Origin of the sequence: Paenibacillus sp. HGF5 (assembly GCF_000204455.1) — a bacterium.
In the GTDB taxonomy this organism is placed as follows: domain Bacteria; phylum Bacillota; class Bacilli; order Paenibacillales; family Paenibacillaceae; genus Paenibacillus_AQ; species Paenibacillus_AQ lautus_A.
This window is the reverse complement of the sequence record NZ_AEXS01000119.1, coordinates 1-16,283: the sequence shown is the minus strand read 5'-3', so window position 1 is coordinate 16,283 and position 16,283 is coordinate 1. Positions and strand designations below refer to the sequence as shown.

At 50.8% G+C, this 16,283-nt stretch carries 12 protein-coding genes; 8 read left to right on the top strand and 4 right to left on the bottom strand.

Translation table 11 applies throughout. The features are described from left to right. Window position 1: 1 nt before the first annotated feature. The 4 genes from HMPREF9412_RS18465 to HMPREF9412_RS18450 all read right to left on the bottom strand — a co-directional run bounded on the left by HMPREF9412_RS18465 (window position 2) and on the right by HMPREF9412_RS18450 (window position 7,722). Window positions 2-766 carry an ABC transporter ATP-binding protein gene (locus HMPREF9412_RS18465; RefSeq protein ID WP_009593254.1) on the bottom strand — a complete coding sequence of 255 codons (765 nt, stop codon included), beginning with the start codon at window positions 764-766 and terminating at the stop codon, window positions 2-4. A 90-nt stretch (window positions 767-856) separates the two neighbouring features. Further along, window positions 857-2,296, bottom strand: a complete 1,440-nt coding sequence (locus tag HMPREF9412_RS18460) for a HAMP domain-containing sensor histidine kinase (RefSeq protein ID WP_009593296.1) — start codon at window positions 2,294-2,296, stop codon at window positions 857-859. 6 nt (window positions 2,297-2,302) lie between these two features. Continuing rightward, window positions 2,303-3,010 (bottom strand): response regulator transcription factor, encoded by a 708-nt coding sequence (locus HMPREF9412_RS18455; protein ID WP_009593270.1) that lies wholly within the window; start codon window positions 3,008-3,010, stop codon window positions 2,303-2,305. A gap of 242 nt (window positions 3,011-3,252) precedes the next feature. Then, window positions 3,253-7,722 carry an S-layer homology domain-containing protein gene (locus HMPREF9412_RS18450; RefSeq protein WP_009593265.1) on the bottom strand — a complete coding sequence of 1,490 codons (4,470 nt, stop codon included), beginning with the start codon at window positions 7,720-7,722 and terminating at the stop codon, window positions 3,253-3,255. 405 nt (window positions 7,723-8,127) lie between these two features. Here HMPREF9412_RS18450 and HMPREF9412_RS18445 point away from each other — a divergent pair, with 405 nt between their 5' ends. The 8 genes from HMPREF9412_RS18445 to HMPREF9412_RS18410 form a co-directional block, all read left to right on the top strand. Next, window positions 8,128-8,790 carry a TetR/AcrR family transcriptional regulator gene (locus HMPREF9412_RS18445; protein ID WP_009593232.1) on the top strand — a complete coding sequence of 221 codons (663 nt, stop codon included), beginning with the start codon at window positions 8,128-8,130 and terminating at the stop codon, window positions 8,788-8,790. Then, a complete protein-coding gene (locus tag HMPREF9412_RS18440; protein ID WP_009593274.1) occupies window positions 8,790-9,161 on the top strand; it encodes a DUF4180 domain-containing protein in 372 nt (123 codons plus the stop codon). The genes HMPREF9412_RS18445 and HMPREF9412_RS18440 overlap by 1 nt, the downstream gene beginning before the upstream one ends. Window positions 9,162-9,185: 24 nt before the next feature. Continuing rightward, window positions 9,186-9,878, top strand: a complete 693-nt coding sequence (locus HMPREF9412_RS18435; RefSeq protein WP_009593291.1) for a formylglycine-generating enzyme family protein — start codon at window positions 9,186-9,188, stop codon at window positions 9,876-9,878. A 318-nt stretch (window positions 9,879-10,196) separates the two neighbouring features. Next, a complete protein-coding gene (locus HMPREF9412_RS18430; RefSeq protein ID WP_009593286.1) occupies window positions 10,197-11,150 on the top strand; it encodes a glycoside hydrolase family 43 protein in 954 nt (317 codons plus the stop codon). A 777-nt stretch (window positions 11,151-11,927) separates the two neighbouring features. Continuing rightward, window positions 11,928-13,661, top strand: coding sequence for an extracellular solute-binding protein (locus HMPREF9412_RS18425; RefSeq protein ID WP_009593205.1), 1,734 nt, complete (start codon window positions 11,928-11,930; stop codon window positions 13,659-13,661). Between the two features lie 29 nt (window positions 13,662-13,690). Next, window positions 13,691-14,662, top strand: a complete 972-nt coding sequence (locus HMPREF9412_RS18420; protein WP_009593216.1) for an ABC transporter permease — start codon at window positions 13,691-13,693, stop codon at window positions 14,660-14,662. Window positions 14,663-14,677: 15 nt separating this feature from the next. Further along, window positions 14,678-15,613 carry a carbohydrate ABC transporter permease gene (locus tag HMPREF9412_RS18415; RefSeq protein WP_009593262.1) on the top strand — a complete coding sequence of 312 codons (936 nt, stop codon included), beginning with the start codon at window positions 14,678-14,680 and terminating at the stop codon, window positions 15,611-15,613. A 51-nt stretch (window positions 15,614-15,664) separates the two neighbouring features. Beyond that, the coding region (locus HMPREF9412_RS18410) for a sugar-binding domain-containing protein (RefSeq protein WP_009593212.1) at window positions 15,665-16,283 on the top strand (619 nt) is incomplete at its 3' end.

Here is a 16,283-nt window from a genome sequence, read left to right as displayed (position 1 = left end):
ACTACCTCCTCCCGGTGACATAAGCAAAGATCATCGCTTCCCGCTCGGAGGCCAACTCCGGGACGTAGGGTCCCATATCCAGCGTGCCGCCGATCTTGCCATCGCGAATGTAGATCAGGCGATTGCCGCGGCAGGCTGCCTTCATATCGTGGGTGACCATGACAATCGATTGGCCCTCCGCATTCATCCGGCTCAGGATATCGAGCACCGTAACACCTTGTTCGTAGTTGAGGCTGCCGGTGGGTTCATCGGCAAAAATCATATCCGGATGGTTGATGAGCGCCCTGGCGATGGCGGCCCGCTGCTGCTGGCCTCCGGACACCTGGGAAGGCAGCCGGGTGCCTTGTTTTTCGAGCTGCAGGCTTGTCATCAGGTCATTGGCCCTTTGTTTTACGGCTTCTTTATCCCGATTGGCGATATAACCAGGAAGAGCGACGTTATCGAACAGCGTCAAATCCGGCACGAGGTTACTGTTTTGATAGATAAAACCGATCTGATCTGCTCGAAAACGCGCAAGCTCCTTAGCCGAAAATTGATCGAGGCGCTGTCCCTTAAGGTGGACTTCACCGGCCGTCACGGCGTCAAGTCCGCTAAGCAAGTAAAGCAATGTCGACTTTCCGGACCCGGAATCTCCCATGATCACAGTAAAGTCGCCGGCATATATCGACAGATCGACATTGCGCACGGCATGGTACTGCTCTTTGCCGGTGGTATAGGTTTTGCATAAATTGGAAGCTTGCAGCATGATGGTTTTGTTTGTAGGCATGACAGGGTCTCCTCTCTTCTCATGCTTCCAAATTATAGAGGACGATTCTTGCGCATTCCTTATCAAATTATTAATAAAGTATGACAGGGGTCAGCTTAGCGGCAGAGTCAAGCAGAAGGTCGTTCCCTGCTGCTGTTTGCTGTGAAACGTGATCGTGCCGCCATGCGCTTCCATAATATATTTGCAAATCGACAAACCGAGTCCAACCCCGTGCCGCTCGGCCAGTTTCTTGCAGTCCGGGACACCGCCTTGGTAATACCGTTCAAAAATAAACGGCATGTCCTGCGGGGAAATACCGCTGCCCGTATCGGAAATTATGATCCGTAAACTGGATGATTCGGCCAACTCCTCAACGGCGAGCGTAATCGTATCCCCGGGCTTGGTATGCTTCAGGGCATTCGTGACGAGATTGGCGATGACCTGCTCGAAGCGCACAGCATCGATGATAACAAGCACGTTCGGAATGGAAGAAGGCTCCACGCAGCGCACTCCCATTGTACGTATGTAGTGCGCCATGGTTCGAAACACAGGTTCAATCGTAGAAGAACTGTATTGCTCCAGCGGACGCACCGCAATTTGGTCCAGATCACGCAGCGCGTGCAGCAGCAAATCGTCTACAAGCACAGCCATCTTGCTTGTATTGGCATGCACCACCTCCAGGTAAGCCATCACACTCGGCAGATCGGGGCAGATGCCTTCACGAATCGCATCGATGTAGGCTTTGATGGTCGCCAGCGGGGTTTTTAAATCATGGGACAGATTGGAAATGAGTTCCTTGTGCGACTGGCTGTGCGAGGCTTGCTGCATATGTAAATTGCGAATTTCTTCACGCATGAGATCAAATACGGCATAGAGTTCGCCGACCTCGTTATTGCTTGCCCATTCGGCGCGCTGCTCGTAATCGCCCTTCAGGATGGCTTCCGCATAGGGCTTGAGCCCGGCAACAGGCTCAACCAGATCCCGCTGCACCCGGCGTCCGGTGGAGAAGAGTACATAAAGCAGCGTTAGGAGCGCCAAGGAAAGCAAGGTCCATGGCACAACGAGAAGCAAGCCGGAAGAAGGGATGGCCGCGGTCGCTGCAGATGCAGGGACCGTAAACTGCGCATAGCCTGCGAAGGCGTTGGTTCCGGCATCCAGCAGCGGAAATGCCAGGTGGTAATCGGGCGGGTAGCCGTCGGACATACGCAGCGTATAGTCCAGTTCAAAGCGAGGATGAATACGGCGTACCGATGAATCATCGCTGTCATATATCATCGTTCCGTCAGGAAGCACGACCTTAAGGCCGATCCTTGTTTCTTGACTCCAGCCGGTTAATTTCTCGCGAATTGGAGCATCGGGAGGGAGCAGTTCGACGAACTCGTTCTCCAACGTATGGACGATCGTATTGGTCAGCAAGCGAATGTGGTTGACGATGGAGGACGAAGCAGGCTGGTTCGAGGGCCAAGCGAGCCAAACGACGGACAGCAAAATGATAAGAAGAGACAGGCAAGCCGCCCAGAGCCTTCTTGCATACCATGGTTTCCAGTGCATAAAAGGCTACTCCGTTTCATCGGGGTCGAATTTATAACCGACACCCCAAACCGTCGTGATATAAGCGGATTTGATACCGCTGCGTTCCAGCTTCTCGCGGAGCCGCCGAATGTAGACCGTGATCGTATTATCCTCGACATAAGCGGAGTACCCCCACACCTGATCCAGCAGCTGCGTTTTGGTAAACACTTGGTTCGGGTTGGATGCGAGAAAATAGAGCAGGTCGAATTCCTTCGCGGATAAAGCAATTTCCCGCTGTCCGGCCATGACCTTGCGGGCGCTTTTATCAATCGATAACGTGCCGAATCGCAATAGCTGTTGTGTTGCTGCCTGGAGTTTCGGGTCGGCCATTCTGCGCAAATGCGCCTGAACCCGGGCGACCAGCTCACTGAGCGAGAAGGGCTTGGTCATATAATCATCGGCGCCGAAACCCAAGGCAAGCACTTTGTCCGTGTCGCTGCTGCGAGCGCTTAAAATAAGTATGGGCGCAGAAGTCAATGTACGAAGCTCACGGCATACTTCAATTCCGTCAGCGTCTGGCAGCGTCAAATCAAGAATGATAAAATCCGGCTGCCGGTTACGGACTCCCTGCAATCCGTCCCTCGCATTCTCCGTGATGAACGTGCTGAATCCCTGGACACGCAAATAATCGTTCACAATGCGCGAGATATCCCGCTCATCTTCAATAATCAGTACCGTTTTAGGAGATTGCATGAAAAAGTCGCCCCTGTTCCGTTTGCTTTAAATAGTGAATCCATTATAGCACGGGTCGGATTTAAGCATAGGGAAGATAAGGAAAATCCCACTGGATAACCCTGTCGCTATTTTTAAGTTAGCTGAATGCATGCCTACATGTATCTGGAACAAGGAAAACCCCCGGTCTGGAATAAGACCGGGGGTTGAGCGGTTGGATGCTTTGATGATCGACAGCATCCTCCCTATGAAGGAGAGTATTATTACTTCACGTTATCCTTAAGCGTGGAAACCCAAACCTCAACGCCGTCTGAATTACGAGTGGACTGGTGAGAAACCGTTGCTTCCTGAACATCGCCGAACCCCCAATGGGTTTCTGCTACATCAGGGAAGAGCGGCTCCAATCCCGTCAAAGGTCCACGGTATAACGCTTTGTTGATCAACGTGACGGCTTCGACCCGCGTTATGCGGTTGTTAGGCCGGAACGTGTTTCCAGGATAACCGGATAACAAATTGTTGCGATATAATGCCTCAATGGATTCGGCAGCCCAGCTTCCTTCGATGTCCGTAAAATGGCGATTCACGGAAGCCGATGTGTCCAGATCCAGGAAACGGGCCAGCACCGCAGCCAGTTCTCCGCGAGTGACCGGTGCATCCGGACGGAACGTATGGTCTGCGTAACCGTTGAAGTATCCTTGGGATACCGCGATTTGAATGTAATCGGTCGCCCAATGTCCTTTTCGAATATCGTTAAAGCTCGAGTTCGCGTTACCTGTGGTTTTCTCCGAAAGACGAGCAACGATTGCAGCGAGCTCGGCCCGGGTCAAGGTATTGGACGGTTGGAATTTACCGTTAGGGAACCCGAGAATATAACGCTGATGCTGGAGATCGCCGAACCGTTCAGAGAATACTTGAACATGGACGCTATTGGATTTTTTGCTGCTACCTGCCGTAAGATGTCCGATGATTTCATATTGAATCTCTTTGGCTGCAATCAGTCCCCACTTGATGTCCAGTTTGAAGCTGCCGGTGCTTCCGGCAGGGAGATGAGCCACATTCCAGGTTACGGTTCTGCCATCAACCTTTCCGCCGTGAGCATTCACGACTTCGGCGCCTTCAGGAAGGGTAACTTGAATCGATGCATCACGTAATGCCGCGTTGGTACGATTAACGTAATCGACGGTAATGGTCGATTGCGTGCCTTCTTGGACTTGCTTCTTGTCCGTGGACAGGTTCAATGTCACATCGCCCTGCGGCTGCGGTGATGGGGAAGAAGACCCTGAAGAATCCCCGCCATTACCTGATGACGGCACTGGCTGCATAGCAAAGTCAAATGCGATAATGCTCTGTCCCACATGGATGATCCCGTCTTTGATATAACTGTCGGAACCGTTAACGGCTGGGGCATTCGGTTTGGAAACCCGGGTGTCATAAGTGTAATAGCCGCTTCGTTTCGCGACGATGTAATAATCGCCTTCCGGATATACCATCCATGCATATTCGCCAGCCGCATCGGAAATCTGCGGATTGGCATTTTGGTTAGGCGCAAACCCAGCCAGTGCAGGCAAGGATACGAGCGTATTCGGCACCCGTCCTTTCTGACGGTTAAGCTCAGTGTCAGCCCAATACAATTGAACGTCTGCGCCGCTAATCACTTTTCCTGTCGATGCATCCGTGATGACGCCGTAAGGATCTATCAGGGAATACACGATTGCAGTCTGTCCGTCTTGGGTCATATCCACGTCCAAGATGGAAGCAGGACCTGCCAATACCGTCCCATCCGCCAGTTCAAGCTGGTAGGATATTTGGTATTTCCCCGGCGGGACTTGATCCAGCGAGAACGTTCCGTCATTGGCGACGGTGAGCGGCTGCTTAAAGCTGCTGCCGTTCAAGCCTTGAAGCAGTGCAACGGCTTTTCCGCTGCCAAGGATATCCCCGATGGTGTCAGGGTTGGATGCTCCGCTGGCGGAAGCAACGAATAATTGACCTCTCAGCAGGTTCGAAGGTTTGATCGTTTGGCCAGGTTGTACTGTACCGATCGTAACCTGTTTGGTATGCGTCAACGTGACGTCACGCCCTCCGATTTGAACCGGAGTTTCAATATTCAATTCGTAGGTATAGTTTCCGCGCGGAACCGGTATCTGGTAGGAGCCGTCCTCGCCGGTCGTTAACTCAGCCGAGAAATCAGGAATTCCGTCGTTGTTGAAATCGGATTCCACGGTAATTTTTGCGCCTGCTACCGGTTTGCCGGTAATTTGATCCACAACGATGCCGTCAATGGCGGCAGGGAAGTAATGTACGCCCTTGCTTGCTTGAACGGTTGTGCCTGTGCCGGGATCCTGTATCTCCGCCACCACGATGTCGTATAACGGCGTCGTGTCCGTTAAAACCGAAGGTTCGTATGTCCATACGGCAATCCCTTCTTCATTGGTGGTCACCGTCTTGGTTTTTCCGGAATCATATGTGATGACCACGGGCACTCCAGGAACCGGGTTGCCATTGGAATCGGTAGCCTTAGCGGTAACCGTGACCGGAGACTTCCCGTCAGCCAATACGCCTTCAGGGGTCACCGTTACATCCAGGTTGTAAGATAATGCCTGATCATGAACATGGACGGTTTGCGTGACGGATTTTCCGTCATGCGTAGCCGTGATGATGGCCGTGCCTGGTGCTACGGCGGTAACGACGCCATTAGCATCGACCGTGGCCACCTTATCATCGGAAGATGTATATGTGGCTTTGCCTGTTACATCCTGAATGCTTTCATCCAAGGAAACCGCCGTTACCTTAGGCGTGTGCTGATCACCGGTCTGCAGCGTGACGCTTGCCGGATCGATCAACAGATCGCGCAGGCCGGAGGCCGGCGTGGTTATTTCCACGGACGGCGAAGCAGGGGATTCAATGCCGTTGCTGACGGCTTTGATGACATAGCTTTGCTTCGTTTCCGGCTTCAGGCCGGACAACACATAGCTAGTGCCTGTCACTCCGTCGGCGATCAGCTGTCCGTTGGCATCATAGATGTTGTACGTTTGAGCGCCCGGGACGACGTTCCACAATAACTCGGCATTGGTCGCATTCACTTGCCCAGTCTTTAACGCCGGAGCATCGATGCTTACTTTAACAATGGATTGAGTGGTCTTACCGTTATATACGGCCTCGATTACGGTGGTGCCCGCACCTATTGCCGTCAGTAAACCGTCTTCGCTTATCGTAGCTACGAGTGGATTTTTAACGGTAAACTCCGTTACATCCAGGGTAACGTCTCTACTACCGTTCTCATAAACAGACGTAACCACCGTAGGATGCGTGTAGTTTTGTGCAAGAGGACTCGTATTGAGTTTGTATTCCGGCTTATCAAAGTAGAGCCCTAAAGTAACTGGATTAGATGGAAGGGTCTCGATCGTACCGGCCGGTCCAGATATAACTGCCGTTACAGTGTATTGTGAGATATCATCCAGATTTGCCCCAGTCAAGGTATACGAGGGAACCTGAATATTCGTGTCGAGCAGGACACCGTCCTTATAAAGACTATAATAAGTAGCTCCTGTTACAGTGTCCCACGACAGCTCATTAGCTGTTGCAGGTGTATTACCTGATGAAAGGACCGGAGCCTTCGGTACCGTAGCGTAAGCTCCACCTACCGTCACAACCTTTATCTCTCCCGATGGAGGATTATCGCCAAAATCCAGAATGGCCGTAGCTTGTCCCTGGCTATTGGTCGATTGGGATGGAGAAGTCCATACTCCTTCCTCGGAATAGAAGGTAATCGGGGCTCCCTCCACGGGATCGCCGTTTACATCAAGCGCGGTTCCTACCACTTCATACTTCCCAGGCTCAGAGGTAGGAACGACTTCAATTCTGACGTCGGTTGGAGCTTGTTTGTAGGCATAGCCTGTATTTGCCGTATCGATCGGCTCGAATTCGTTCGTGAAATACCATCCAAGGATATCATGGGTTTCCATCGAGCCGCCGGTGGCGGAGGTGAATCCGGCATAAACGCCGGGATATCCGGCAAAGATTTCGTCCAAGTCAATGTTGCTTGTTTCCAGAACGGGAGTTGTCGGACGCGTAGCATCTTTGCTGAGGTAAACCTTAACGACCTTGGTCTGTCCATCGTAGTCGATCCAGGAGTATAGATCTTCTCCTCCTGACAGCGTAATGCCATTGAGGTTCGTTGTATACCAATCCGGGTTGGTATTGTTCACACTACCGTTTTTTGCAAGTCCGATGTAGTTAGCGGATGGATCATTGACCGGGCTCGGGTTTTGATATGTATCATACTTCACCGCAAAGCTGGGTTTAATCCCCCCATAGCCAATGCCCACACCGACTTCGCCCGCACTGTTGGATTGGGCCTGAATGGTAAAGGTAATGCCGTCGGCAGGAGAGTTGGTACGATTGTCCCCGTTCAGGCGGAACTTGAAAAAAGTGCTGAAGGAATAGTTGTTCCCTGCCGCGATCAGCTTTTTGTTAAAAGCCGTACCGAACCGGTTTCCTTGTGCCTCGGTCAGACGCAGGATATCGCGACCTTTACTGTCTTGCATCACTTTGGCCTGGCCGTTCAGCGAGAATAATCCGACCTGTTTGGGATTACTGAAATCATCAAGTTTATAGGTGACCCATTTGTCCTCGGGTGCCGCCGCCGCAGAGGCCGGTGCCGTCAAAGGCTGAAACGTGGCAACGAGCATACAGATCACCATAAACAAGGATCCGAATTTTCCGGATTTTTTCATGAAATTGATCATCCTCCTTCTTTTTGATTTGTGTGTCGACTTGTACTTTTCATCTCAAGCGAACCTGCCCCAAGGCGGCCTTCTTGACATGGAAGAACATATTTTGACAAGCGAAAACCAGAATAACAAAGCATGCTCTACAAATTCTCTACAATAGCTATACAGGTTCTCTACAAATGCTCCACTCTAAAAAGATGCGGTCGTGTCCGCCTCCTTCAACCAGAATTTTATTGCTTTGATTGATACAGCAGCTGGCGAGAGATCGTAGAAGAAGCTCAGGATTTGCCCCATGCAGCCAGCTACCAGCCAAACAAATGTTCATTGACAGCATGAATCAACATTGTGTACACTTTTTTTATTCCGACTGTTCAGTATAAATAAAATCAAGATGTCAGGTGAGAAGTGATGCCCAAATTGGGAATGGAACAAAAGCGCAGGGCAGACGTCATTAACGCCACGTTAACCTGCATCAGCTTGCATGGAATTGAAGGGATGACGCTGGATAAGGTTGCCGAGTATGCGAACTGCTCTAAGGGAGTGGTCACTTATTATTTCAAGAATAAGGATCATTTGACGACCGAAGCCTTCAAGTCGTTCCTGGCCTACTATGGGCTAAAGATCGAATCAGGCATTGAGCCTGCCATGTCAGCGGAGGAAATGATGGAGGTTGTCCTGCAGCATATACTGCCTCCGTACAGCGTGGACACGGATCAGAAGCTGAATGTTTCGCAGCTTGACGGAGTCGATAAGATGTTTATCCCCTATGAGGATCAAGGCAAGCTCTTTGTGCAGTTTTTTTCAAAAGCCATGCTGGACCGTCATTTGCAGGAAGTTGCATCCAAGAGTTACGAGCGCGATCTCCAAGGCATTTCCAAGATTATGGAATACGGTAACCTGACGGGGCAAATGTCGGTTGAAGATTCCAACAGTGCCGCCTATGGCTTGATGGCGATGGTTATTGGCCTTAGCTTCTTTAGGGTAGCGAAGATTCCGCCCGACAAGGACGAGGATAACCGGTACATATGTGAGGATTATGTAAGAAGACTTATCAATAGAGGAGGAGTTTGATGAATATCACGAAGGTTGAAACCGATGGAGGAACGATTGCTGTCGTTAGCGGCAGCGAGGTATTGATTAAGGATGTCCAGACGGCCCTGGATCTCATAGCCACCGTGCAATATGAAACGGACAGCCGCCGCATGGTGATGGATCAATCGTTGATAAGCGAGTCTTTCTTCGAATTGAAGACGCGGCTTGCAGGCGACATTCTCCAGAAGTTTATCAATTATCAGGTGAAAATTGCGATCATTGGAGACTTTTCGGTATATCCAAGCCAAAGCCTTCAAGATTTTATTTACGAATGCAATAAGGGCCACGATTTCTTTTTCTTGCCCAGTGAACAAGAGGGGATCGAACGTTTAAGCAAATGGAGTAATTAAGTAGCGAATACGGGAGGAAGATCGTTGCCGGTACCTGGGTTTGATCCAAAAGGGATTTCGATGTTGAACATACCAGCAGGCGCAGTTCAATTAAGGGACGACCGTATAAAGTCCTCGTGGACGGTGGAAGTGCCTGCTTTTCAGCTTGCTTCGGTCCCTGTAACGAAGGCGTTATACTTCTCAATTCTGCCAAAGACGTCCGGATGCGATGATTTGATGGAGTCCCCAGCCGTGAATATATCATGGCATGAAGCGATTTTCTTTTGTAATATGTTATCTCGGCGCGAAGGCCTAAACGAATGTTATTCGGTAACGGATGACGGCGAGTCCGTCGTTTGTGACAAGGAGGCGGACGGATACCGCCTTCCCACGGAAGCGGAATGGCAATACGCGTGCAAAGCCGGGAGTCCTGGCTACCGTTACGGAGAGCTTGACGACATCGCTTGGTATGAAGGGAATTCCGGAGGCGTCCTGCATGAGGTGGGCAAAAAGCGGCCGAATGCGTGGGGGCTTTACGATATGCTCGGAAACGTATGGGAGTGGTGCTGGGATCTTTACGATCCGAATGTATACGGCTCCTACAGAGTATTCCGCGGAGGGAGCTGGGCCGAAGAAGCCAGAGGCTGCGGAGCGACATGCCGCCGCCGCAGCCACCCGACGTTTCGGATTGAGGATCTCGGGTTTCGTTTGGCGAGATCGATATCAAGAAAAAGATAAAGCTGATCCTTCGGGGTCAGCTTTTTTTGATATGCAGCACCTCCATGAATTCCCATCAAACACATCAAAATACCGCGGCTGTTTCCAAGATGGCTATAGATGCTTAGATGCTTCCCATTCATACTTTTCCCACTTCCCGATGTCATATAATCTAACGCGGTGAACCTCGTAAATTTGCGTATAGACAAGGCTGAAAGACATCAGTAAGATGGGGTTTAACTTTTTGCGGGAGGTGTGGGGAGCTCAAGGGAGTCAAGGGTTGAATTGCCGTAGTGTTGATCAAAACCAGGAATTTCAAGGGATAAGGGGGATTCGAAGATGGTGAATGGACCGACATTCAACAATCCGATCGTAGAGCAGGCAGCCGATCCTTGGGTATGGAAGCATACGGACGGCTATTATTACTTTATGTCGACGAAACGCGATCATCTGGAACTGACGCAATCCGCAACCTTAACCGGCCTTGCGGAAGGACGGAAGAAAACGATCTGGACTCCGGAACCCGGGGGAAGGTACAGCCATAACCTATGGGCGCCGGAAATTCATCGTTTGGACAACAAATGGTACATCTATTTCACGGCGAATGACGGAGGAGGGGATGAGTCCCGCCAAATATGCGTCCTGGAGAACGCCGAGGCTGATCCGATGGAAGGACAATGGGCATGGAAAGGCGCGCTGCCGACTCCCGTCCCCGGCTTGGACGGCACGGTCATGACCGCAGGAAACCAGCTATATTTCCTGTATGCCGGATATGGCCATTTCCCGGATTACGGGTCCGCGATCTACATCATGCGCCTGTCGAACCCTTGGACATTGGCGGGGGACCATGTATTGCTCACGGCTCCGACCCTGTCCTGGGAAAAACAAGGCGGAATGGCGATTAACGAAGGACCGGTCATTCTCCGGCGGAACGGCCGCATCTTTATGGTGTACTCGGCCAGCACCACCTGGTCGGAGGATTATTCGCTGGGCATGCTCACGATGGAAGAAAACGGGGATCCCATGGATCCGGAATCCTGGACCAAATCGATGCAGCCCGTATTTTGCAAAAGCTTGGAAAATGGAGTGTACGCTACCGGTCACAATAGCTTCACGCAATCGCCGGATGGCGAGGAGGATTGGATCGTTTACCATGCGCTGCCCGCGCCTGGCGTCGAGACGACCTTGCGGTCGACCCGCATCCAGAAATTCGGCTGGAAGCCGGATGGAACTCCGGATTTCGGCGTACCGGCCGCCGAATCGGACGCCCTGGCCAAACCGTCCGGAGAATAATGTATGCGGATATATAACCTCCTGATCATGCAAGGGAATACAGAGTAAACATGGTTAGGAGCAAGGTATGCCAAACTGGCGTAAGTGATATATTCATAGGATTTGATCTATAATAAACCCTCATTTATTACACGATATCTGTAATAAATGAGGGTTTATTACGAAGAGAGGCGCATGTATGCCGGAATCGCGAAAATACTGCAAGAACAGCAGAGATTTATAAAAAACCTTAATTCAAAAGGGGTTTTCCGCGTCCCATTATTCCCGATATTTTCATTAACAAAAAGTTTTTAAAAAAATACACAAAATTAGTTACGGAAAATGTGTATGAAAGCGTTGACAGGACGGAGTTGCATGCTTATACTTCGGTTAAAGATACAGAATAATTGTATTAAATGGATGTGCAACAGCTGTCAGTCTCATCAATTTCACATGTGAAAGGGGATCCATATCCAATGGCCATGATGAAGAGGATCGTGTCAGGGCGGAGGTGCTTAGACCGCGAATGACCCTTGTCATGAATCAGCCTGAAAAGACATGAAGCGTTGAACATGAAGCGAAGCCGATGAAGCAGAAACGAGATTTTGCCAATTAGAAGAGACGAAGGCTTTCAAAGACACGAAGATGCTATGACATAAGGAGACACTAGCTTCGAAGGATTAAAAAAGACAGATAAAAGCCTTATAACCGGACGCCCCCTGAATAACGACGGCATATGGATCCTCTAGGGAGCAGCGGCGGGGTGCTCGCAATTATTCATATCATGGGAGGTTAAGTATGAACGGAACGATGAAGCGTTTTTTCACTTTGTTATTCATATCCATCCTGATTATTTCGACGGTAACCGCTTGCAGCGGCAAGGCAAGTGACGAGCCGGACAACACCGTAACCCAAGAGGAAGAAGTAGAGAAGAACGAGGTAACGTTCGAAGATATCAGCGGGGACATACGCGGCAATAAAGCACCGACGCAGGAGCAAATCGATGAGGTCAACGGCACGCTGAACGATACATACCTCGGAGATGTATTTGACGAAGTCATTCCAAGCGATTATTCCGCATATCCGGTTAAGGGCGATGTGGTGCTGGATGTTTGGATGCCTGCCAACTCCAACATCCCGGATATGAATAATCACTTGGTTCAGAAGCAGGTGGAGAAGCTCACCGGCATCAAGGTGAACTTCATTACGCCGCCGGTCGGACAGGAAGCCGATGCCTTTACCTTGATGATCTCCTCCGGCGAGCTGCCGGACATCATTATTGACCCGGGCCGTTATCCGGGAGGCTTCGAAGCAGGGGTCAACGATGGCGCTTACCTCGATCTCACCGACCTGATGGAAAAGCACGCTCCGAATTATACGGCATGGCGCAACTCGGACGAAATGAGAAGAAAAACGACCGTGACCGACGACGGCAGGCTGCTGGGCTTCTACGGCATCGCGCCGTATTCCGAATGGACTTGGTTCGGCATGCTGATCAAGCAGGAAGCGCTGGATAAGACGGGACTTCCAGTCCCGAACACGATAGACGAATGGTATGAATTCCTGAAAAAAAGCAAGGAAGTCGGATATAAGGCGCCGCTGAATTACGGCTCGACGTACGGCCAAATTTTTACCGGCATTATTAATGGCGCATATGGCGTTTGGGATTGGACCTTCATGGACGAGAACGGCAAGGCGGCTTGGGGGCCGGCACAGCCGAAAGCCAAGGAATATCTCGCAACGATGCAAAAGTGGAACAAGGAAGGCCTGCTGAACCGGGACTGGGCTACCGCCGATTTCAATCAACGGATGGCCAGCGCGATTTCCGACGATACGGCCGTGATGATGGATTCCCCGGATACGATGTGGAGTTATTGGAAAGTGCAGAACGACATTGATTTCGTGGGGGCACTGAATCCTGTTCTGAATGAAGGGGACAAATCCGCGACCACCTACAAAAACTTCAAAAGAACCGGAACCAGTGCAGCCATCACTACACAGAGCAAAAATGTCGAAGCCGCGATGGCATGGCTGGATTTCAACTATTCCAAGAAAGGCTGGGAGCTGATCAACTTCGGGGAGTACGGCACCGTACACTTGGTGGATGAGCAAGGAATGCCTTATTATCCGGAAAACAGCTATATGTACAATGATCCGGACGGTCAGCCGGTAGACGTCACGCTTTGGAAATACCGCTGGCATAGTTGGCCGAACATCCGCGACGAGCACAATGCCAACCCGTTGATCACGGCGAAAGGCAGCTATTCCGGAGATATTCGTCAGGACTGGACGGAGAACATGGACACCAGCATGGCGATGCCGCCGATCACGTTTACGAAAGAAGAAGCCTCGCGCGAAGCCGAGCTTGGGAACCAGTTGTCCACGCTGCGCGGAGAATATTTCGCGAAGATCATCATGGGCGAATTGCCGGTCGATGCTTACGATAAATTTTTGAAGGAAGCGCAAAGCATGGGGCTGGACGAATTCTTGAGTCTCCATCAAGCAGCCTTGGATCGGTATAACCAACGATAGTTTTCATAATAAGAACAGGTGGTTGATTCATGGAGATATTACGGAAAAACAGGGGAGTAGACCATGTCCGGACACCCTCAGAGCCCAAGAATACCAAGCGCTTGATTCAAAAGGACCTGAAAAAGAATTGGTTCGTTTATCTGATGGCCCTTCCCGTCGTGGCGTGGTTCTTGATCTTCTGCTACGGGCCGATGTGGGGCGTCATGATCGCGTTCAAGGATTTCAAGCCTTTGCTGGGCTTCGCGGATAGCGATTGGGTGGGCTTCAAGCATTTCATTGATTTTTTCTCAGGACCCTATTTTTGGAGAGTCGTCAAGAATACGCTCCTGCTGAATGTATGGGGAATCGTCTTTGGATTTACGGCACCGATCATCCTGGCCTTGCTGCTGAATGAAGTCCGTTCTTCCAAGTTCAAGCGGACCGTGCAAACCATCACGTACATGCCGCATTTTATTTCACTTGTGGTCGTGTGCGGGATCATTCACATCTTTACGTCCAATGAGGGAGTTGTTACGCAGCTGCTTTCCTTCATAACGGGAAAAGACTATTCGTCCCTTCTAGGGTACTCCAATTTGTTCCGACCGATTTATACCTTTTCCGGAATCTGGCAGAGCATCGGTTGGGACAGCATCATTTACCTGGCTGCGATGAGCTCCATCGATCCTTCGTTATATGAAGCGGCCGATATCGACGGGGTCGGCAGAGTGAAAAAAATGTGGTACATTACGCTGCCTCAGATCAGCCCGGTCATCATCATTCTGTTTATTTTTGCGATCGGCGGATTGATGGCTTCCGGCTACGAGAAAATTATCCTGCTCTACAATCCTTTGATCTACGATACGGCGGATGTCATTGCTTCCTATGTTTACCGAAGGGGCTTGAGGGAAGCGAGCCTGAGTTATTCCACTGCCGTAGGCTTAATAAGCTCCATCGTCAATTTCGGGCTGTTATGGATGACGAATACCATCGTGAAGCGCAGATCTGAATCCAGCTTATGGTAAGAGAGAGGGAAGGTTATGGAGGAAATCAAGCAACTCAAAGTGAAACGAAGCAGGAAGCATAAAAGCATCGGGGACCGCGTATTCGACTTTACGAACTATACGCTGTTAACCGCTTTAACGTTGGTGTGCTTTTATCCCATACTGCATATCTTGTTCGCTTCCGTCAGCGATCCCGGCGCTTTGGTGGCTCATCGAGGGGTATTGTTCAAACCGCTGGGATTCACGCTTGACGGTTACAAGCTGGTGTTTAAGGACAACAGCCTGCTCAGGGGATACCTGAATACGATCATTTACGTTGGACTGGGCACCTTGGTCAATATGGTCATGACGATATTGGGCGCTTACGTGCTGTCCAGGCGGGACTTGTATTTCAAGAATTACATCATGGTCATGATTACGATCACGATGTTCTTTGGCGGAGGGCTGATTCCCTGGTTCCTGTTAATGAAGGACATCGGCTTGTACAACAATTTGTGGGCCATGATTCTGCCGACCGCTTTAAGCACATGGAACATCATCATTCTAAGGACCGGATTCCAGTCGATTCCGAGAGAGCTCGAAGAAGCGGCACTGATCGACGGCGCAAGCCAAGCCAACATCCTGGTCACGGTGATCCTGCCGCTGTCGAAGGCGACGCTGGCCGTTATCTTCCTGTATTATTTGGTCGGCAATTGGAACTCCTGGTTTAACGCGATGGTCCTGCTGAAGGATAGGGAATTGTTCCCGTTACAGCTGTTAATGAAGGAAATCCTGGTCGCCAATGATTCAACGGCCACCACGATCGGCAGCGCGGGCGGGGTCGTCATTAACAGCGCCCAGAGCTCGACCGCGTTCCGGGAGCTGGTTAAATATTGCGCGATCGTGGTTTCGACGGTGCCGATATTATTGGTATATCCGTTCCTGCAAAAGTATTTCGTGAAAGGCGTTTATGTCGGTTCGATCAAAGGCTAGGCGTTCAAACAAGCAGATAGAGAGACTGAATCATTAGGAGTGAGCAGCATCTTGACGACAGAAGTTAGCAAGGCGCAAACGGTTCGCAGCGAATATCCGAGGCCCCAGTTTCAGCGCAAAGAGTGGTTAACCCTCAATGGAGAATGGGATTTCAGTTTTGACGATGAAGCCATCGGCGAGGATGCAGGGTGGTATCATGCGGAAGCGCAGGCTTCCTTTACGAGGAAGATCAACGTTCCCTTTACGTTTCAAAGCAAGCTGAGCGGCATCGACGACCCTTCCTTTCATGATGTCGTGTGGTACCGCAGAACGTTCGAAATTCCGCAGGACTGGAACGGAAAACGGATCGTGCTTCATTTCGGTGCCGTGGATTATTTGGCCAAAGTGTGGGTAAACGGGCACTTGGTAGCCATGCATGAAGGCGGGCATACGCCATTCCAGGCCGACATTACGGCTTCGCTCGTGAAAGGAAGCAACACGCTCGTGCTGCGGGCGGAAGATTTCAGCCGCGACGTCACCCTGCCGCGAGGCAAACAATACTGGCTTGAGCACTCGGCAAGCATCTTCTACACCCGTACGACCGGCATCTGGCAAAGCGTGTGGTTGGAGCCGGTATCCGCGGTACACTTGGGCAAAACGATGATGACGCCCGATATCGACCGCAACGAAA